The 20,000-nt window shown below is 63.0% G+C and carries 13 protein-coding genes and 1 pseudogene; 3 read left to right on the forward strand and 11 right to left on the reverse strand.

Translation table 11 applies throughout. From position 1 onward, the window contains the following. Positions 1 to 15: 15 nt before the first annotated feature. The gene (locus CDV46_RS06040) at positions 16 to 1,410 is read left to right on the forward strand and encodes an FAD-dependent oxidoreductase (RefSeq protein WP_176399020.1); all 1,395 of its coding nucleotides are present in this window, start codon (positions 16 to 18) and stop codon (positions 1,408 to 1,410) included. Positions 1,411 to 1,478: 68 nt separating this feature from the next. Further along, positions 1,479 to 2,342, forward strand: a complete 864-nt coding sequence (locus tag CDV46_RS06045) for an NmrA family NAD(P)-binding protein (protein ID WP_087722068.1) — start codon at positions 1,479 to 1,481, stop codon at positions 2,340 to 2,342. 40 nt (positions 2,343 to 2,382) lie between these two features. Here CDV46_RS06045 and CDV46_RS06050 read toward each other — a convergent pair whose 3' ends face one another. From CDV46_RS06050 to CDV46_RS06060, 4 genes and pseudogenes are all read right to left on the reverse strand, one after another. Further along, positions 2,383 to 3,225, reverse strand: coding sequence for an alpha/beta hydrolase family protein (locus CDV46_RS06050; RefSeq protein ID WP_087722069.1), 843 nt, complete (start codon positions 3,223 to 3,225; stop codon positions 2,383 to 2,385). An 11-nt stretch (positions 3,226 to 3,236) separates the two neighbouring features. Then, positions 3,237 to 4,397, reverse strand: a complete 1,161-nt coding sequence (locus CDV46_RS27705; RefSeq protein WP_441339313.1) for a glycosyl transferase family 8 — start codon at positions 4,395 to 4,397, stop codon at positions 3,237 to 3,239. 300 nt (positions 4,398 to 4,697) lie between these two features. Beyond that, positions 4,698 to 5,414: pseudogene (locus CDV46_RS27710) on the reverse strand (tetratricopeptide repeat protein); the annotation flags it as partial. 136 nt (positions 5,415 to 5,550) lie between these two features. Beyond that, entirely contained in the window at positions 5,551 to 13,374 is a 7,824-nt protein-coding gene (locus CDV46_RS06060) for an ESPR-type extended signal peptide-containing protein (RefSeq protein WP_087722071.1), read from the reverse strand. Between the two features lie 752 nt (positions 13,375 to 14,126). On the opposite strand from CDV46_RS06060, the gene CDV46_RS06065 reads away from it, so the two are divergent. Beyond that, positions 14,127 to 14,672 carry a glutathione peroxidase gene (locus CDV46_RS06065; protein WP_087688705.1) on the forward strand — a complete coding sequence of 182 codons (546 nt, stop codon included), beginning with the start codon at positions 14,127 to 14,129 and terminating at the stop codon, positions 14,670 to 14,672. A gap of 82 nt (positions 14,673 to 14,754) precedes the next feature. Here CDV46_RS06065 and CDV46_RS06070 read toward each other — a convergent pair whose 3' ends face one another. The 7 genes from CDV46_RS06070 to CDV46_RS06100 form a co-directional block, all read right to left on the reverse strand. Continuing rightward, a complete protein-coding gene (locus CDV46_RS06070; protein ID WP_087722072.1) occupies positions 14,755 to 15,726 on the reverse strand; it encodes a VOC family protein in 972 nt (323 codons plus the stop codon). Positions 15,727 to 15,761: 35 nt separating this feature from the next. After that, the gene (locus CDV46_RS06075) at positions 15,762 to 16,736 is read right to left on the reverse strand and encodes a PDR/VanB family oxidoreductase (protein ID WP_087722073.1); all 975 of its coding nucleotides are present in this window, start codon (positions 16,734 to 16,736) and stop codon (positions 15,762 to 15,764) included. A 77-nt stretch (positions 16,737 to 16,813) separates the two neighbouring features. Beyond that, positions 16,814 to 17,272 carry a Rid family hydrolase gene (locus tag CDV46_RS06080; protein WP_087722074.1) on the reverse strand — a complete coding sequence of 153 codons (459 nt, stop codon included), beginning with the start codon at positions 17,270 to 17,272 and terminating at the stop codon, positions 16,814 to 16,816. 17 nt (positions 17,273 to 17,289) lie between these two features. Further along, positions 17,290 to 18,324: an aromatic ring-hydroxylating oxygenase subunit alpha gene (locus tag CDV46_RS06085; protein WP_087688709.1), complete on the reverse strand. Its 1,035-nt coding sequence runs from the start codon at positions 18,322 to 18,324 to the stop codon at positions 17,290 to 17,292. Between the two features lie 72 nt (positions 18,325 to 18,396). Further along, positions 18,397 to 18,615 (reverse strand): recombinase-like helix-turn-helix domain-containing protein, encoded by a 219-nt coding sequence (locus tag CDV46_RS06090; protein WP_087688710.1) that lies wholly within the window; start codon positions 18,613 to 18,615, stop codon positions 18,397 to 18,399. After that, positions 18,615 to 18,959, reverse strand: coding sequence for a hypothetical protein (locus CDV46_RS06095; RefSeq protein ID WP_087722154.1), 345 nt, complete (start codon positions 18,957 to 18,959; stop codon positions 18,615 to 18,617). Before CDV46_RS06095 ends, CDV46_RS06090 begins: the two co-directional genes overlap by 1 nt. Before the next feature lie 22 nt (positions 18,960 to 18,981). Further along, entirely contained in the window at positions 18,982 to 19,986 is a 1,005-nt protein-coding gene (locus tag CDV46_RS06100) for an ABC transporter substrate-binding protein (RefSeq protein ID WP_087722075.1), read from the reverse strand. Positions 19,987 to 20,000 lie beyond the last annotated feature (14 nt).

Consider the following 20,000-nt stretch of genomic DNA (forward strand, 5'->3'; position numbering starts at 1 on the left):
GGGTCACCGAAAATCATGTCTGCCTTGCATGTCACCATCATCGGCGCCGGCCTTGGCGGCCTGTGTCTCGCGCAGGGGCTGCGCCGTGCCGGAATCCCGTTCGACGTCTTCGAGCGCGACAGCGCCCCCGCCGCCCGCTTTCAGGGCTACCGTCTGCGTATCGATGCCAACGGTTTCGACGCCATCGACCAATGCCTCCCGGACGGACAAGCACAGCGCTTGCGCCAGCACGCCGCCGTGGCACGAAACGGCGGCCATTTCGTCACGCCCGCACTGGACGATGCGGACATCGTTCTGCCGCCGAGCTGGCACGAGTCACATACCGAGTCGCCCACCGAGCCAGCGGTTGTGCGCCACCCTGCCCCTCAACAGCGCCGAAACACTGCACGCGCCAAGACCCATGACGGTGCCCCGCCCGGCGATCTGAGCATGCACCGCCAGACATTGCGCGAGATTCTGCTCGACGGCATTCTCGATCACGTGCATTTCGGCAAGACCTTCACGCACACCACACGCACTGCCGACGGGCAACGCGTCGCGCATTTCGAGGACGGTACGTGCAGCGTTCCGGGCCTCGTCGTTGCCGCCGACGGCACCCACTCGCGCGTGCGTGAGCACCTGCTGCCGGGCATGACGCCGCGCGACACCGGCAACGTCTGCTTCTACGGCCTCACCCCCGTGTCGACGGCGCTGCTCGTACTCATGGACAGCCACGGTGAAGCGACGTTGATGGAAGGCAGCACCGTCGTGTTTGCCGATGGTTTCGCCGTCGTGGTCGATGCCATGCTGTTCCGTCGCGAATCGGGCACTGGCATGTACGCGACGCCTAACCTGCAAAACGATGGCACGAACGACAGCGCCGACGACGCAGCCCGCATGCCGCTCTCGCCGGTCTCCGACTATCTGTACTGGGCGTTCATCGGTCCGTCGCAAGCGCTGCTCGGGCGCGAAGGGATGGCGGCCGAAGCCTCCGGCCTCGTGCCGCTCGCCCACATCGACACGCTCACGCGCCGCTGGCACCCGCACCTGCGGTCGCTCTTTGCGCACGCAGTGCCCGACACCGTGCGCACCATGCCGGTACGCAGCACGGCAAGCCCGCTGCCGTGGCAACTCGACGGTGTGACAGGACTGGGCGACGCCGTGCACACCATGAGCCCCGCCGGTGGCCTGGGCGCCAACACGGCGCTTTGTGACGCCGCCATGCTGACCCGCCATCTGCAAGCTGTCGCCGCCGGAGAGCAGCCGCTCGCGCAGGCCCTCACCGCTTACGAGCGAGATATGTGCGAGCGCGCACGCGAAGCCGTGAGACTCGCGGACGCAGCCGCCGCGATGCTCAATGCACGCCGCGCAGCCCCGCACGAAGCCGCGCCGACAAGCGCGTCGACCAGCGCCGACGCGGTCCACCTGTAGGCCTCCTGTGAAGCGTCGACGCTCCCGTGGTACTTTTACGGCAACGACATTGCGCGCGAGGATTGGCCATGTACACCGTAATGGGTATCACGGGGCGAGTGGGCGGCGTTATCGGACACGATCTGCTCAAGGCGGGTCTGCCGCTGCGGGCCATCGTTCAGGACCCCGTCAAATCGAGCCGATGGGCGACGCTGGGCGGCGAGATTGCCGTGGCCGAGAATGGCGACGTCGAAGCGCTGACCAACGCCTTCCGTGGCAGCGAGGCCGTGTTCGTGATGTTGCCGCCCAACGCCGACCCCGAGCCGGACTTCTCGCACGCGCGGCATCTGATCGACGCCATCCGGCAGGCGCTCGCCGCTACGCGCCCGAAGCGGGTCGTATGTCTTTCGAGCATCGGTGCCGATTGCGATGCGCCGAGCCTGCTGACGGCGCTGAGCATGTTCGAGACGGCGATGATCTCGCTCTCGCTGCCGGTCACGTTTCTGCGTCCGGCGTGGCTGATGGAGAATTTTTCGTGGGATATCGCGCCAGCGCGCGAGCGTGGTGTACTGCCGAGTTATCTACAACCGGTGGAGCGCGCCATTCCGATGGTCTCGACCAGCGACGTCGGCCACGTAGCCGCACGTGCCATGCAAGACGACATCGATGGCGAACGCGTGCTTGAGATCGAGGGGCCGGAGCGCTACTCGCCGGACGACATCGCCGCAGCGTTAGCCCGCGCACTAGTGCGAGACGTACACGCCGAAGCGGTACCGCGCGCAGCGTGGGACCCGCTCTTTCGCGCCCAAGGCATGCGCAACCCGCTGCCACGTATTCAGATGCTCGACGGCTTCAACGACGGCACGTTCCGCTTTGCTGACGATGGCCGTCATGCCGTGCGCGGCGAGGTCACGCTCGTCGAAGCCATTGCCGCGCTGGTGCGCGAAAGCTGAACCAGCGTCTGGATCTGCACGATCGGCACCATCTGCACCGCTAGCGATTCTCGCGGCATACCGGCGCCACGGCGAGCAACGCGGGCCATTGCTGCGCCCACTCGCCATCGTGGGCCACACCACTCACCACGCGGGTGCTCACGCAACGGCCACCCACAGCGGCAGCAAATCGCGTGGCCACAGACGGCGGCACAACAGTGTCTTGTGCACTACTGAAATGCACCTGCGGCATCGCAACCACTTGCGCGGCGACATCCATTGGATTGCGCGACGCCGGCATCGGCGACACACGATGCAACTGGTTCACATACTCCACATCGAGGTTACCGGCCACCGTGCGCAGTGATGCCACGTCGCGACGGCGCGCCGCAATCAATACCGCAATCGCACCGCCTCCCGAGTAGCCAATCAACTCGATACGCTGCCCCGGCACCTGCGCGGCAATACGATCGACCGCCTCGTTCATCGCATCGATCACTTCCGGAGAAAATCGCTTGCCGGTCCAGTACGGAACACCGCATCGCGGGTTCTGCGCCATCGGCGTGAACTGACACGGGCGCGCCAGATACACCACGTTAGGCGACGGATCCACGGCGGCGAGCGCCAGCCCGGTCGCGGCAACGGGCGTCGGATCGAGCGACGGTTCGGAGCGCGAGAGCCACGCCAGTCCGTCGCCCTCGATGTAAATCCGCACCGGCGCATCGGCGTGCGCAATACGGGCGAAAGCAGTCAGCACGAAGTCCCGGGTCTGCAACGTCTCGCGATGCAGACCGGCGGGCTCAGCAAGCGCTTCGGCGTGTTCGTCGCGATCGAGACTGGAGCAGCCCGACATCAGCAATATCGCGCCAAGACTCAAGCCCGCGATATACCGAATGGCGGCCATCGCAGACCACGTCACTTCGCAACCTCGCCGCGCTCGGCCACCCAACGGGTCAGATCCGCCGCCGCACGTTCGATCACCGGCTGCCATGCCGAGCGCGCAGGTTGCCTCAGCAAGCGCATGCCCGGATACCATGGCGTGTCGTCACGATCGAGCAGCCAGCGCCAGTCCGGTACGAACGGCAGCAACACCCACACCGGCCGTCCCATCGCCCCGGCCAGATGCACCGGCGACGAGTCGACAGAAATCAGCAGATCGGCCAAATGCAGAATGGCCGCAGTATCTTCGAAGTCGCGAATCTCATCGCTCAGCGACACGATCGACATGCCATCCGGTGGCGTATCGGCTTGCGGTGCCGCCGGCCCTTTCTGAATCGACAGGAACGTCGCGCCCGACGCCCCTAATGGCGCCAGTTGATCGAGATGCACCGACCGATTGCAGTCGTTCACATGCTCGGGCCGACCGGCCCAGACCAGCGCGACCCACGGCTTGGGCACATCGGCAAGGCGCGCCTGCCAATGCGAAATGCGCGCCGGGTCGGCGCTTAGATAAGGCAGTTGCCCCGGCAAGTCGTCCAGCTTGAGCCCCATCGCCATGGGCAAGCTCATCAACTCGCAATGCTGATCGAACACGACCGGCAGCGTGCCGCGCGCGACGATATCGTCCTCACCCCACATGCGCTTTGCGATGGAGAACGTTTCCTGATTGACCTCGAAGATCACACGCGCCTGACTGCGTTCGCGCGCCCATCGGGCCATTCGCATGAACTGGAACGTATCGCCGTAACCCTGTTCGTCGTGAATCAGCAGCGTCTGCCCGGGAATGGGCTGGCCATCCCAGCGCGGGCGTTGCACCTTGCGCTCGATCGACTGGGTATGTTCGAGACTGTAGCGATAGCGATACTCGCGCCAACCGCGCTCGAAGTCGCCAAGCAGCAGCAACGCCTCGGCGAGGTCGAAGCGATTGGCCAGATCTCCCGGAACTTGTTGTGCAAGCATGGCGAGCACATCACACCCGGCCTGCGCCTTGCCCTGCGCCCGCAGCACCATCGCCAGCAGGCGCCACATCGACATCGGGGCCACCCCCTGCGAGACGACCTCGCTCAACAACGCTTCGGCGGCGGCGAAGTCCTGTTCACGCACCAGCGCCAGCGCCCGTTCGTGAATCGCCACCACGTCCGAGCGCTCTTGATGGGTATTCGGCGTCGCGTGGTGCGGATCGTTCGCCTGCGCGCCCGCCTGAGTAGCCTGAGGCACTGTGCGCGACACGTCAGCGTCGGCTTGCCCGCCAGCACGTTTGTCGACTTCCGCCTGAATCGCGGCCAGCACCGCACGCGCGTCCGCACTCTCCGGTTGCAACGCTACCGCTTCGCGTGCGCTCGCCAGCGCGTCGTCCAGGCGACCGACAAGCCCCATTATTCGCGCGCGTGCGCCATGTGTGGACGGATGCCGTTCGGCAAACGCGCTCATCACCTCGACAATCTGCAACGCCCCTGCCACATTCCCGCGCGACAGCTCCACGTCGGCGAGATTGCGATAGGCGTCCACAAACTGGGGATCGATCTCGATTGCCCGGCGAGCCAGCACGGCCGCTTCGTCAAATCGTTTCGTGGCACTCAATAGCGCCGCCAGATTGCTATGCGTGTCAGCACGCTGCGGCGCCAGTTCTAGGGCGCGACGATAGTGTGCCTCTGCGGCTTCGGCACGTCCGAGCAATCGCGCCGTGTTGCCGAGATTGTTCTGTGCATCGGCCGATGCCGGTTGTAGTTCGCTCACACGCAGCAGGCACGTCATGCTCTGTTCGAGCTCGCCCGCTTCCTGCAACACGATGCCGAGATTGTTCCATCCGGCAGCGAATGCCGGATCGATCGCCACCGCCTGCTGCCCGGCCGACTTGGCGTCCTCCAGACGTCCTGCCTGACGGCACATCTCCGCAAGATCGGACCAGAACGCCGCCGGTGCACCCGGCGCGTCGCAGGCCTTTTTCAGGTGGTCGATCGCCATCTCGCGCTTGCCATAGGCATGCGCCATCAGCGCCAGCAGGTAGTGCGCGTCGGGCTGACCGGGGTCGACCTCCAGCACCCGGCGGCAGAGCGTCTCGGCCTGCGCGGCCTGTCCGGCCTGCCAATGCGACTGCGCCAGTGCGATAGCCTGAGCGAAGGTAAGTGTGCCGGGAGCGGGAGCGGAGGACATCGGGGAACGGGGTGTCGTGCTGAAGGGGAGGAGGAACCGGCGATGAGGGACTGCGCAATACTTCCACGGCGGTCGCAGCCATGTCAAATGGTGCGACCGCCGTGTGTTACATCAGCGCATCAAAAGCACTAACGCATCAGAAGCGCTGTTGCACGCGCACGATACCCGTGTGCGAGATGAAGCCCGAACCTGCTTGCAGTTGGTAGCGCACGGACGCCGTCAGGTTGTTGGCGCGCACCAGCGTGAGACCCAGCGAAATATCTGCCAGATCCGACACCGGCGTTGCGCCCACCGTCGTGAAGCCCGTCTGACCGATCGGGTCAGCCGCGAAGCTCGCCCCCGTGGCCTGACGCGTACGGTTGTACTCGTGCACCCAACGCAGGCTCAGCTCCGGCACCAGGTTGCCATACGACGTCTCGAACGGCAGGGCAAACTTCGCACCCAGCGCGCTGCGCACCGAGCTCGCCGACGCACTGCCCACCGACAACGCCGCGCCGTTACCGCCCGTTTCCGTATAGCTGTTCTGGTTCAGATAGCTATACGTGAGGCTGGCGAGCGGCGTCACGACCGCGCGGCCCACCGCCAGCGGATAACCGAACTCGGCGCTGGCCACGTATTGCTGGCCGTTGAAGTTGCCGTTGGCCATGCCGTTGAAGCCTTGCATCGTCACGATGCGCTTCGTGTCGTAGCGTTGCATCACGACCGAGCCCGACAGGTTCACGTACCACGGCTCGCCCGTAAAGGCGGCGTAGCCGATCAACCCGTAGCCGTTCACACCCGTGCTGTTGCCCGACGTGCTGCCGTCGTTGTTGATGACCGTGCGCGAGAACTGGAATGCACCACCGCCACGCCAGTGATCACCGAACGCGCGATCGGCACCGACCAGCAGGCCGCCGTAGTTGGCGCTGTAGCCATCGACACCGTCACGCGCCGACTGGCTGGCATGACCGCCGAAGGCCTGACCCCATGCCGCCCAGTTCGAAGCGCTGTCGCCAGTCGCCACACCGGTGCCACCGGCCTGCGCAACGCGCAGGCTGTTGACGTGCGAGTTGACCACACCGAGCGAATCGAACGTGGCGGCACCTGCGGCACGCGTGTGCTGTGCCGGGGCAAGTTGCTGGCCGACGCGATTGGCCGAACCCGTCGACTTATCGCTAAGCGAACCCAACGTGGCGTTGTACAGGTTGAGCAACTGCGGATCGCTCACGCCGGTATAACCCAGCAGCCCGCGCAGCGACGACACGGCATTCTGACTCGACGCGATGGTGGCATTGGTGCGCGGGTCGAACGTCGGCTGACCGCCGTTGTTGCCGCCTTCGCTGCCGCCCGGGGTACCGCCGTTGTTACCGCCGTTGTTGCCGCCGTTATTGCCACCGTTGTTGCCCGAGCCTTGCGCCAGCGTCACCACCAGATCCTGATGGGTGCCATTGGCCACCGAGGCACCGGTCGCGGCAAGCGTCGTCGAGCCGTTGACGCTGTACACCAGCGAATCGGCGTTGTAGGTCGCCGTACCGGCGGTGTCGATCACCACGTAACGCTGACCTGCGGCGAACGTGTAGCCCAACGATTGCAGCGCGACTTTCGAACCCGAGGCGAGCGTCGTGTTGCCGCTCACCACCAGGCGGCCATAACCGCTATCGGTCGTCATATCGCCCGTGGTCACGGCGTTGCCCGCCACGCCAATTTGCAACGTTGCCCCTGCCGCCTGTGCGTAGTTACCTGCGACCTGAAGCGGACGATTGATCTGCAACACCGACGAATCGTTGTAAGCCGTACGCGTTCCGCTCAGGTTGAAATTGTTGTTGATCAGCAGGTTACCGCCGTTGAAGTGCACATCCGCGTTGCTGCTCACGATGGTGCCGGGGTAGGTGGAGAAACCCGTGATCGTACCGAACGTCGAGTCGGTCGCGCCGCTAATGTGCAGATCGGTGCCCGAACGGTTGATGATCCAGCCCGCGATCGTGCCCGCGTTATTGATCTGACCGATAGTGCTGCCCGGCTCTTGGTTCGAGATCGCACCGCCCAGTGCCGTGATCACGCCTCCGGCGGCGTTGTTGATCGTGTCGATTCGGGCGGAGTTGTAGATCGCGTAGTAATCGCCCGTGATCAGACCCGCGTTGTTGATAGCACCGATCGTGCCGCCGTACAGCGTACCGGCGATAACCGATGCGCTGTTGCCAATCCCGGAGGGCAGACCCGCGCCGGTAGCGGTGATCTTGCCGCCGGCGAGGTTGTTGATCGCACCAATGTAGCCACCAAAATTCGACACACCATGCGCCGCGCTGCTGATCGTGCCACTAGCGCCCGCAAGGGTACCGCTGTTCGTCAGCGTGCCCAGCGTGGCACTCGACGTCGGGTTGCCCGCCGCCGTGACCAATATCCCGTTAAACCCGCTGATCAGCCCGCTATTGCTGAGCGAGCCGATCTGTCCGCTGCTGAGCAGACCGATGGCAGACGTCGAAACATCCGTCGCCGCAATGGTGCCGTTGTTCACGGCGGAGGTGATGACGCCATTGTTGTTCACGGCCAACGTGTTGCCGGAGATGAGCCCGTTGTTTTCCAGACGGGTCAGCGTGCCATTGTTCGTGAGCGTACCGAGCGCGCCAACGATCGAGCCGAAGGTCGTCCCCGTGACCGTGAGGTTTGCGCCGTCATACGTCCACACTGGCGAGGCATTGATCGGTGTTCCCGAGACCAGCGGCGTGTTGCCGCCGATGGTACCGACGTTGGTCGGCATGAAGAGCGTGACCACCAGATCGTTGTTGGCACCGTTGGCGACGCGTGCACCGGTCGCGATCAGCGCCGGGTAGCCGTTGACGACATAGCGCAGCGTCCCTTCGTTGTAGTCACTGGTGCCTGCCGTATCGATGACGACGTAACGCTGACCACCCGCAAAGGCATAGCCCATCGATTGCAGCGCAATGGTCGAGCCCGGTGCGATGTAGCTGTTGCCCGAAACGACCAGACGCCCGTAACCGCTGTCGGTATTGAAATTACCGGCCGTGTTGGCACCGCTCGCTACACCGATTTGCAACGTGCCCGCCGCGGCCTGAGAGTAGTTGCCGGTCACCTGAAGCACGCGATTGACCTGCAACACCGACGAATCGTTATAAGCGGTGCGCAAACCTGCGAGGTCAAAGTTGTCATTGAGCAGCAGGTTGCCGCCATTGAAATGCACGTCGGCGCTGGTGCTCACGATGTTGCCCACGCCACCGCCAAAGCCCGTGAGCGTACCGAACGTCGAGTCGGTGGCACCGCTGATGCGCAGATCGTTGTTCGAGCGGTTGATGATCCAGCCCGCAATCGTGCCCGCATTATTGATCTGACCGATGCTGCTGCCAGCGAGCTGATTCGAGATCGCACCACCCAGCGCGGTGATCACACCGCCCGCGAGGTTGTTGATCGTGTTGATCCGGTCGGAGTTGATGATCGCGTAGTAATCGCCCGTGATCAGACCCGCGTTGTTGATCGCACCAATCGTGCCGCCGTACACCGTGCCGGCAACGGCCAACGTGCTGTTCTGAATCCCGGAGGAGAATCCGCCGCCAGTCCCCGAAATCTTGCCGCCAACGAGGTTGTTGATGGTCCCAATGGTGCCACCGAAATTCCCCACACCATACGCCGATGAGGTGACGGTCGTGCCGCCGCCCCCCGCGATCGTGCCACTGTTCGTCAGTGTGCCGAGCGAGGTAACCGGTGTGGCATTGCCCGACGCCCAGTTCACGAGCCCGCTATACCCGCTGATCAGCCCGGTATTGGTGAGCATACCGAACTGTCCGGTGTTGACCATACCGACTGCATTCGCCGTGCCATCCGTCGCGGTAATCGTGCCGGTGTTCATGGCGGACGAGATCACGCCGCTGTTGTACACGCCCGACATCCTGCCCGAGATGAGACCGTCGTTTTCCAGACGGGTCATCTCCGTCACGCTATTGATCCCGGACATGTTGTCCGAGACCAATGTCCCGCCGTTGAACATCGTGCCGACCACACCGCCGTTGTAGAGAGCCGAACTGGTCGGGCCTGTCGAATGAATCAGGCCATTGTTCTCGATGCGGGCAATGCCGCCACCGTTAGTGCCAACGGACAGTGCCGATGTCCCCGTGAGCGTGCCATTGTTCGTAAGCGTACCGAGCGAGCCGTTGATCGACCCAAAGGTCGTCCCCGTGACGGTGAGGTTTGCCCCGTCAAATGTCCACGATGGCGATGCATCGATCGGCGTGCCTGCCACCAGCGGCGTCGTGCCGGCGATGGTACCGAGGTAGTTCGGCGAGAAGATAGTGACGACCAGGTCGATCTTGGCGCCATTGCCCACACGCGCACCGCTCGCGGACAACGACGGATAGCCGTTCACGACATAGCGAAGCGTCGCTTCGTTGTAGTTACTGGTGCCCGCTGTATCGATAACGACGTAACGCTGGCCGCCTGCAAAGGCATAGCCCAGCGATTGCAGTGCAATCGTGGAACCCGGTGCAATATAAGTGTTGCCCGTGACGACCAGACGGCCGTAGCCGTTGTCAGTGCCGAAATTACCCGTCGTGTTCGCCCCGCTCGCCACACCAATTTGCAACGTACCCGTGGCTGCCTGCGTGTAGTTACCCACCACCTGAAGCACGTTATTAACCTGCACCACCGACGAATCGTTGTAAGCGGTACGCAAACCGGCCAGATCGAGATTGTCGTTGAGCAGCAGGTTGCCGCCGTTGAAGTGCAAGTCGGCACTGGTGCTAAAGATGGTGCCGACACTACCGCCAAAGCCTGTGAGCGTGCCGAACGTCGAGTCGGTGGCACCACTGATGCGCATCGCACTCGACGAGCGATTGATGATCGAGCCCGCGATGGTGCCTGCGTTGCTGATCTGACCAATCGACGATGTCACTACCTGATTCGAAATAGCGCCGCCAACGCCGGTAATCAATCCGCCTGCGAGGTTGTTGATCGTGCCGATCGTGTAGTCGTTGCTGATGCCGTAGAAGCCGGAAATCACGCCGGCGTTGTTGATCGTGCCGATCGTTCCCTGAGCTGTCAGCGTGCCGACGGCAGCGCTCGTGTTGACGATCCCGCTGACAAACCCACTGGTGTCGGTCGCGGTAATCAAGCCGCCGGCCTGATTGTTGATCGTTGTGATCGTTCCGCCCATGTTGCTCACACCGCGCGCCGTGCCCGAAATCGTGCCGCTGTTCGTCAGCGTACTCAGCACCGAATTGGAATAGCCGGTCCCCCCGTTTGCCACGGCCCATTGACCGGACATCTTCCCGCTGTTGACCGCCGTACCCAACGTACCGGTGTTGGCAAGACCACTCGTCGTGCCGGCAAGCGTGCCGCTGTTGTCGAGGCGGGTCAACGAACCGTTGTTGTTCACTGCGGCAAAAGATACCGAGGAAACTTGTCCGCGATTGGTCAACGTCCCAATCGTGCCGGCATTGAAGAGGCCGGAGTTACCCGAACCGGTTGCCGCGATGGTGCCGTCGTTTTCGATAGTGGCGATATTGCCCGTACCGGCGACCGAAAACGCGTAAGTCCCGGTCAGGGTGCCCGTGTTCGTGATCGTGCCGAGGCTGCCCGCGATCGTGGTAAACGTCGTGCCCGTAACCGCAAGGTTCGAACCGTCGAAGCTGAAGACCGAAGGCACGCTGGTGGGCGTACCGGCAGTCAGCCCATACAGGCCACCCATCGTGGCGTCATAGTTCGGACCGAACAGCGTGACGACGAGATCCTGCCGCCCGTTGATGAGCAGCTGCGCACCGCTACCCGTGAGTGTCGGGTTGCTGACAAGGTAGTTCAGCGCGCCGGCATTGTAGGCGGCGGTATTCGCGTCGATGACGATAAAGCGCTGACCGGCCGCCAGCGTGTAGCCCATCGACTTGATAGAGATAGTCGAGCCCGCAGCGACCGTAGCGTCGCCATAGACCAGCAATCGACCGTAGCCGAAGTCCGTCTGAATATTGCCTGTCGTGTCGGCGCCGTTCGTCACGCCGATTTCGAGCGTGCCGCCTGCGTCCTGCTGATAGTTGCCGTAGACCGGGATCGTCCCATCGAGGTGCAACGTGGCGCCGCTGTTGTACAACGTGCGCATGCCAATCAGATCGACGGCTTCGTTCAGCACGATGTTGCCGCTGCTCAGTCGCAAATTCGAATTGGCGTTCATGATGCTTCCCATGAACGTGCCGTACGTATTGCCCGTGCCACCTGTGATCGTCAGATCTTGCATCCCGAGGTGCACAACGTCACCTTGAATGACACCCGCGTTGTTGATCGTGCCGATCCCGCCGGTGCCCGAAACGATGGCAGCCATACCCCCGAAAATCGTCCCGCCTGCCAGGTTGCTGATCAACCCGATCGTGCCGTAGCTGTTGTTGATCCCGTACGTATCGCCCGAAATCAAGCCGCCATTGGTGATCGTGCCGATCGTGGCATTAAAGGTCGTTCCCCCGACGAGGTAGCCCGAATTGTCGATACCGTGAACTTGGCTGCCAATGCCCGAACCCGAAATCGTCCCTGCGGCGACGTTACCGTTCGCGCCCGCGTTGACGATCGACGTGATGGTGCCCCCGAGGTTTCGCACCCCCGCGCTCTGTCCGAAAATCGTGCCTGCGTTGGTCAGCGTGCCGATGGAGTGCCCGTTGGCATCGTTGAACACGCCGAGATCCGACTGGATCAGCCCGCCGCTTGCGTTGCTCAGTGAATCGATGCGATTGGCGTTATACACGCCGCTGCTGCCGTTACCGGCCACGGAACTGGCAAGGATCTGCCCGCTGTTCGACAGCGTGCCGAGAATGCCGTAGTTCTGCACGCCGTTGGCCACCGCCGTAGTAGTTTTGCCCTGAATCGCGCCGGTGTTGGTCAACGTCCCCATTCGCGAGGTGTTGACCACCCCGACCGAGTTGCCAGCAATCACGCCCGCGTTGTTGATCGACGTGATGGTGCTCAGATTCTGGACACCGAAAATGCCACCCGAGATGCTTCCGCTATTTTCAATCGCGGAAATCAGGCCGAGGGCGTTGCGAACCCCGTACGAACCGGTGCCCGAGATCACACCGGACGCGTTGTTGTGAATCGTTCCGATCGTCGATGCGTTGGCAATACCGACATCCGTCCCGGTGATCACGCCGGAGTTCTCGACACGATCGAGCGAGCCGTTCACCGTAGTGCTGTTGACGTACGCGGTCGTGTTGAGAATGCCGACCTGCCCCTTGATCGTGCCCGTCGCGGACCCGGCAACGTTGTTCGAGATCGTGCCGATCGTGCCGCCCGTGTTGCTGATGCCGTTGGTGCCACCGGAAATCGTACCGGTGTTGCCGATGTTACCGAGTTTGGCAGGCACGGCAGGGTCCGCTGCCGCCACGGAAACGCCGTTGCCGCGGTCGCTCGCGCCGGCAATAGCGCCGGTATTCGTCAGCGTCCCGAGCGTGCCCGAGACCTGAACGGCAGCCGCGTTGAACAAGCCATTCGAAATCAAGCCATTGTTGACGATCGAGCCCAGCGCCCCGGCCACGGTCACGCCGGTTTGTGTTGCCGAGATGGTGCCATTGTTCGTCAGCCCCGACTGATTCGACAGGACGCTGTCCGCCGTAATGGCAACGCCCTCCAAGCCGCCGGAGATCGCGGCGCCAGCGCCCACCGCGATCTGCCCAGTCAGGTTGTTGAAGTTCACCGACTTAACGCCGGACATCGAGACGTTCAGATCGGTGCCGTTCCAGTCCCAGACCGGGAACCACCCCGTTGCGGCGCCGGGGGTCAGCGCGTAACCGTTGTTATCCGATTGGGTGAGGATCCCCGCGTAGGGCGGCGCCGCATGAGCTACCCCCGACAGTACCGCGAGTGCTGCGGCTGCGGCCGCCTTGCGCGCCCGGCGACGATCGACCGAACGCGACTTGCCGCTATGGCCGCACGCGATTTCCGATGCGACCTGATACATGCCAAGACTGGCGCTCCACACCACGCGGTAGACGTGATTCATCTGATTCCCCTAATAAGTATTCTTTTAATGCGAGAGATTGCGAATTCGGTACGGTCCACGCCTGAACACCCGTCATGCCAACGCAAAAGCTCCGCCACGCGGGCGAAGTCCGTTGATAAGGGGCGATGAAGGCGAGACGGTGCGCCGACGCTATTGCGTCATGACGCTAGACAAGCGGACGAGTCGGTCGGGCAGGACGGAAAGCGCTGACGACGCGTTGTTTTGCCGTGCAGCAAAGGGAATTTGCGCTCGTGCAAAAGCCACAAACGCATCAGACGCCTGAAAAGCAGTACGAAGCATTCGGACAACCCCGTTTTATTGACCTGCGCCGTCGATCAGCGCTGTGTGCTTGTTATATTCGGTAACTATTTTTAATTCCGCGAATACTTTCACAAGCTTTCACGACTGTCAATCGGGAATCACCGATGAAAAATAACCCATTGATTTCAATGAAATCTTCGTTGTCCTTCCGAAACAACACCTCACCAAAAAATATCGGAAAATATGTAACAGCAACGTAAGAACCGAGAAAATTCGCCAAAACAGCGACCCTCCCGATTTAACTCTCGAAGTGCAACCCGAATGTGCAACCTCTTTCGGCTTACATGTTCCTTACATCGGGGCGAAATCAACCAAATCGTATAAATCGGCACCTCATCCGGGCGCCGTCAGCACCGTTTGCGGGCTTCCGATACACTCGACTTCGTTGATCCTCGCCACTCCCGGGCCACTCTCGAAAAAGGAATTCACGCATGAGCACGAATATCGAAACCATTGCCGTCAACCGTAACGACGGCACCCCGTCCAAGCTGGGCGATTACGCCGGCAAGGTACGTCTGGTGGTGAATGTCGCGTCGAAGTGCGGCCTCACGCCGCAATACGAAGGGCTGGAACGCCTGTACGAAGACAAGCGCGGTGCGGGGCTGGAAGTGCTGGCCTTCCCTGCGAACAACTTCAAGGGGCAAGAGCCGGGCACCGATCAGGAAATTCTGGATTTCTGTTCCACGCAATACAACGTGACCTTCCCGCTGTTTGCCAAGATCTCGGTGCTCGGTGACGACCGCCATCCGCTCTACGCGGCGCTGGTCGATGCCAAGCCGGAAGCCACGGGCGAAGGCCCGTTCCGTGAACGTCTGAAAGGATTTGGCGTCGAGCGGGAGAACCCCGCCGATGTGCTGTGGAACTTCGAGAAGTTTCTGGTTGGCCGCAACGGCCAAGTCGTCGCGCGCTTCTCGCCCGACGTGAAGGCCGACGATCCGCGTCTGGTCGCCGCCATCGACGCCGAACTGGCTAAGTAAGCCGGCGCGCCGAAAAGACGCCGATAAGACAGGTGCAGGGCGCGCCGTTCCCCCCGGATCGGCGCGCCCCGCAATGACCGGCTCAGCGCTTGGCCGTGTCGGTCATGAACTTGCCGGTCGGCGCTTCGCCGCCCTTCTTCTGACGGCGCGACGTGCCGTCGATACCACCATCGACTGCCCACTCCGCGAACACCGTCGGCCCCGGCTCAAAGTCGCGCGGCTGCCACTCCGGCGTCAGCACATCCTCGTCCGCGTAATACTCGATCAACGCGCCGCACGGGTTTTTGAAGTACCAGAAGTACGCCGACGAGATCGGATGACGGCCCGGGCCGAGTTGCGTCTCCCAGCCGCAGCGATCGATGTGCATGCCGCCACCGAACACTTCGTGGATATCTCGCACCGTAAACGCCACGTGGTTCAGACCACGCTTGCCGTTCGGCAAGGCCAGCAGGAACAAATCGTGGTGCCCGCCGTGCGGTGCGCAGCGCATGAACGCGCCGCGATCCGGATAACGGTCGGATAGCTCGAAGCCCAGCTTGTCCTCGTAAAATTTCTGCGTCGCTGCAAGCGCATTGGTGAAGAACACCACATGCCCGACTTCAATCGGCTGCGCCCGCTCGTACACTGGGCTCGGCGTATTCACGCGCTGCGCGGGAATACCCCACGGGTTGGTGGGCGCGCCTTGCACGTCGAGCGCCCGCTTGGTGCTCACTTCCACGCGCACGGCCAAACCGTTCGGATCGATGCAGCCCGTCGCGCCCTGTGCGAAGTAGTACCCCGGCTGCCCCGCCAGCTTGTCGGCAATGGCCGCGACCTCGTCGGCGGTCGCCACGCCCCACGTCACCTCACGCAGCGTCGGGCCCTCTTCCATCGCGGGCGGCAGCGACGGATCGTCGTGGCGCACGGCCAGCACGCGGCCACCGTTGAGCGTTTCGAAACGCGCTCCGTCGGCGTCGGCCGAGACTTCGGTCAGGCCCCAGTCGGCGAGAAAGCGGCGGCAGGTGTCGAGGTCGGTCACCCCGTAAGTAATCTGTTCGATGCCCAGAATCGTCATGGCAGTCTCGGGTGATAAGTCGGGATAAATCGGTTTCAAAGATCCAGCGTCAGGCGGTCGCCTTTGCAACCGGACACGCAGATCATCATCACGTTATTTGCCGCGCGCTCACCAGCGCTCAGCACTGAGTCACGGTGATCGGGGCAGCCTTCCAGCACACGCGTTTCACACGCGCCGCAGATACCTTCCATGCAGCTGTGCTCTGCATCGATGCCCGCGGCAAGCAGCGTGTCGAGCAACGTTGCACCCGCAGGCACCGCAAGCTCCTTACCGCTTTTCGCCAGCTTGACGACATAGCCCTCGCTGGTCGCGGGCGGTGGCGCATCGGGTGCCGCCGCAAATCGTTCGATATGCACGTTGGCGATACCGGCGTCGGCACATGCCGCTTCGAAGGCGTCGAGCATCACGCCCGGGCCGCAGCAATAGGCATGCGTACCAGCGGGTTGTCCGGCGAGGAAGCCCGCCAACGAGGCAGGCTTGCCACCCTGCTGATCGTCGAAGTGATAAGTGACGTCGCCACCCAGCGCGCGGATCTCGTCGACAAAAGCGGCCTGCGGTGCCGTGCGCGCGCAATAGAGCAACTTCACGCTGCGCCCCAGCGCGCGCAGGCGGCGATACATACACAGAATCGGCGTGACGCCGATACCGCCCGCGACAAGCACCGTATGTGCTGCACTCTCGTCGAGTTCGAAGTGATTACGCGGCGCCGAAATATCGAGCGTCATGCCCACGCGGAAGTTGTCGTGGATGAAGCGTGACCCGCCACGGCTCTTCGGATCGGCGAGGATGCCGAGCACGTAGCGGTTAGTCTCACCCGGCGCGTTCACGAGCGAGTAGCTGCGCAACAGCCCGCTCGGCAGATGCAGATCGATGTGCGCACCCGGCGTGAAGCCGGGGAACGTGCTGGACTGTGCGTCGCCGCCAGCGGCAGGCACGAGTTCGATACTCATGATGCCGGCCGCCTCGTAACGAAGCGTGCGCACCATGGCGCTCAGGTTTGACTTGCTCATGACCCAGCTCTCTGATGTTGCTCGCAGGGGTGTCCTGCGTCGGTATTGATATTCACCGGTCCCGGGGTTCGTTCCCGTCAGCCGGCTTCGGACAAATCGATATCGAGACGCGCGAATGCCTCGATTTCCACGCGCAATTCGGGAAACACCAGCCCGCTCACTGCCACGAGCGTCGAGCACGGATACGCGCCACCGTTCGCCGCCACGTCAGCGAAAAACTCGCGGCGCGCGCGGCCCACTTCATCCTTGTCGGCGATATCGGTCACGTACACGACCAACTTGTAGATGTTGCCGAGATGACCGCCGCCCGCTTCGACCAGCGCCCGAATCTTGCCGAGCACCACCAGCGTCTGCTCGTAAGCCGTCAACGGTTGCGCGGCGTTGCGCGTTGCCGGATGCGCGGTCATACCCGACATCAGAATCTCGTTGCCGAAGCGAATGCCGTTCGTCCACGTCGCCGTGCCCAGATCGGGCACGGTCGGCGCGTGAATGCGTTCAGCCTTCGGTGCGATGGCGGCTTGTGCGTTCGATGACATGTGTCGTCTCGTGCGGCTTACGCCGCCTTACCCTGTTGCAGGCGTTCAAGCTCGGCCTTCGCCAGATTCTTCAGATGGCGGCGCAGACGCACGATGCCCATATCGTGTTGATACAAGTGCTCGTTCTGATTCGCATCGAGCTCCATGTCTTCGAGCATCACACGGTCTTGTTCCAGCACGGCCCAGTGGCGTGCCTCAAGGCGATTGCGATACAGGAAACGCCACGTATCGCGCTGCCAGTCCTGCAACTTGCGACAGCGCCAATGGAACACCGCGGCGAGCGTCGGCGAAATCGGCGTGTAGCTGCCCACGATCACGAAGTTGCCGCCCGGGCCGCCCGTCTTCGGGTACGGAATCTCCAGCCGCATCCAGTGCGTGCCAGTGTCTGCCCACTCGGTCCAGTCGAAGTTAACATCGCGCTGGCCTTCCTTCTCGAACACGAAGCCACGGTCGGTATCGCGAATGCGGAACGCTGCCGTGTTGTCCCCCTCGGCCATCGAGTGCGACTGCTTGTGCAGATACGTGCCGTGCATCGGATCCATCACGTTATCGAGCACGTAACGGTAATCGCCCTTCCACTCGGTGTAGCAGAGGAACGACGAGAATTCGCCATCGGCGTCGAGTTCTTCCGGCAACACCAGCGGCGGCGGCGTGTCGATGTTTTCCGTCGCGTTGTACAGCCAGATGGCTTCGTTGCGCTCAACGATGTGATACGCCTGCGTTGGGCGCGAGCCTTCGAGCTTGCAGCCCGGGCTGCCGGGCACACGCATCACCGTGCCGTCGCTGCGCACCTGCACGCCGTGATAACCGCAGGCGATGCGGTCGCCCATCACGATGCCCTTCGAGAGCGGCGCGCCCCGGTGTGGGCAATGGTCGTCGAGCGCGTGCACGTTGTTGTCCTGATCGCGCCAGAACACGAGCTTCTTGCCCAGACGGCGCAGCGAGACCGGCTCGCGGCCAACCATGTGCGACGGGCAAATCGGATACCAGAGATTCTTCAGACCGCGCTCGAGGATGGCGTCGGCAGTGAGAATGGGTTGTTGCATAGTCATGGGGGACCTCTTCATCGTCGGCGCCGCGCCGGGGCTTATGCCAGCGGGCGAGCGCATCGTCAGGTGATGTTGTTACGCTTCGGCCATGCGGGCGATCTGCGCCTTGTAGACCGCCTCCGTCCACAGCTCGCCCTCTTGCGGGCCGGGGCCCGTGCGATTCAGGTAGGCGACGAGGCCAGCCAGATCATGCGTACCGGCCGCATAGGCGCGCTCGATGGCGTCGCCCAGCAGGCTTTCGTATTGCGTCGGCACATGGCGACGCGCTTGATGCGGGTCAAGATAACGGTCCATTATTTCCCTCCTTGGCGAACCCGTTCGCGAATGCGTGCGTGCACGGGTACAAAGTCGTAAGTCGGATAGCATTCGGTGCGAAATACCCCCCACGCCGAGCGCTCCAGCTCGACGTTGACCACCGGCAGCAGGTGGGGCGGCAACTCCAGCGTCACGATCTGGCCGAAGCCCATCGCCACCGTCCACGAGACCACCTTCACGCCTTCCGGCGGAAAGCGCTCCCACCACTCGACGGCCTTCAGGCGCTCCTGAAACGCGTCGAGATTGTTCGACTGGTCGTGACGCAGAACCACCGTCAGCAACATCGTCTGCGGGGCATCCGCCGGCGTAACGTTTTCGGTCATCGGTTGCATGGGGGCGCCTGCCTTACTGCACGAACTGGTTGGTGTACAGGTCGGCCGGATTCGACTTCTCGCGAATGACCTTTTCCTGAGCGTAAAAGTCCTGAAGCTTCGTCACGCGCGCCGGATCGAACGCGCCGAGGCGTTGCTGGCCCGGATACACATTGCGGGCGTAGTACGTGAGAATCTTCTCGATCTCAGCTTCCTTGCCCTTGTAAGCGGGCACCGCTGCGCAGTAATCCTTCGCCGCACCGGCCGGGTCACGCATGATCTCGGCGACCGACTTGAGCGTGGCATGCACGAACTTGCGGATCATCTCGGGCTTCTCGGCAATGGTCTTGTCCGAGGCGAGAATCGCCTGCGCCATGCCCGGGAAATACTTATCGGTCGACGTCATGGTGATCTTCACGCCGGCGTCTTCGATGTTCTGCGCCCACTCCGGCGTGCCCACCATCACTTCGGCCTTGCCCGTGGCCACTTGCTGCCACACGCCTGCGGGGCCGGCGCCTTGAATGCGCGCATCGTTACGGGTGAGGCCCGCCGACGCCAGCAGCCCCAGCGTCGCGTAGAAGCCCGTGTCCTGATAAGCCAGTACGGTGATCATCTTGCCCTTCAGATCGGCCGGCGACTTGATGTTGGCGTCGTCACGCACGACCAACTGATGCAGTGTGCGGCCGCCAAGGAGTGCCACGCCCTTGATCGGAATACCGTTGGGTCGCAGCACGATGGGCGTGTCGCCCAGACCGCCACCCAGATCGCCGTTACCCGACGCCAGTTGCTTGCCAACGTCGGCGCCGCCCTGCACGGTGAGCCAGCGCACCGACAGCCCTTCGGCGGCGTAGTAGCCCTTCTTCTCGGCGAGCATCAGCGGCGCGAACGCCGGCAGATTGGCCGGGGCCGGCAGCAAATAGGTGATCTGCTGGGTCGGTTGCTGCGCCCAGACCGGCGCGGCGGCCAGTCCGGTGATGGCACACAGGCCAGCCGTCAAAAAGGCGCGACGCGCCAACGATGCACGGAAAATCGACAACATATCTCTGCCTCGCT

The sequence above is a fragment of the Pandoraea sp. PE-S2T-3 genome (assembly GCF_002179965.1).
In the GTDB taxonomy this organism is placed as follows: domain Bacteria; phylum Pseudomonadota; class Gammaproteobacteria; order Burkholderiales; family Burkholderiaceae; genus Pandoraea.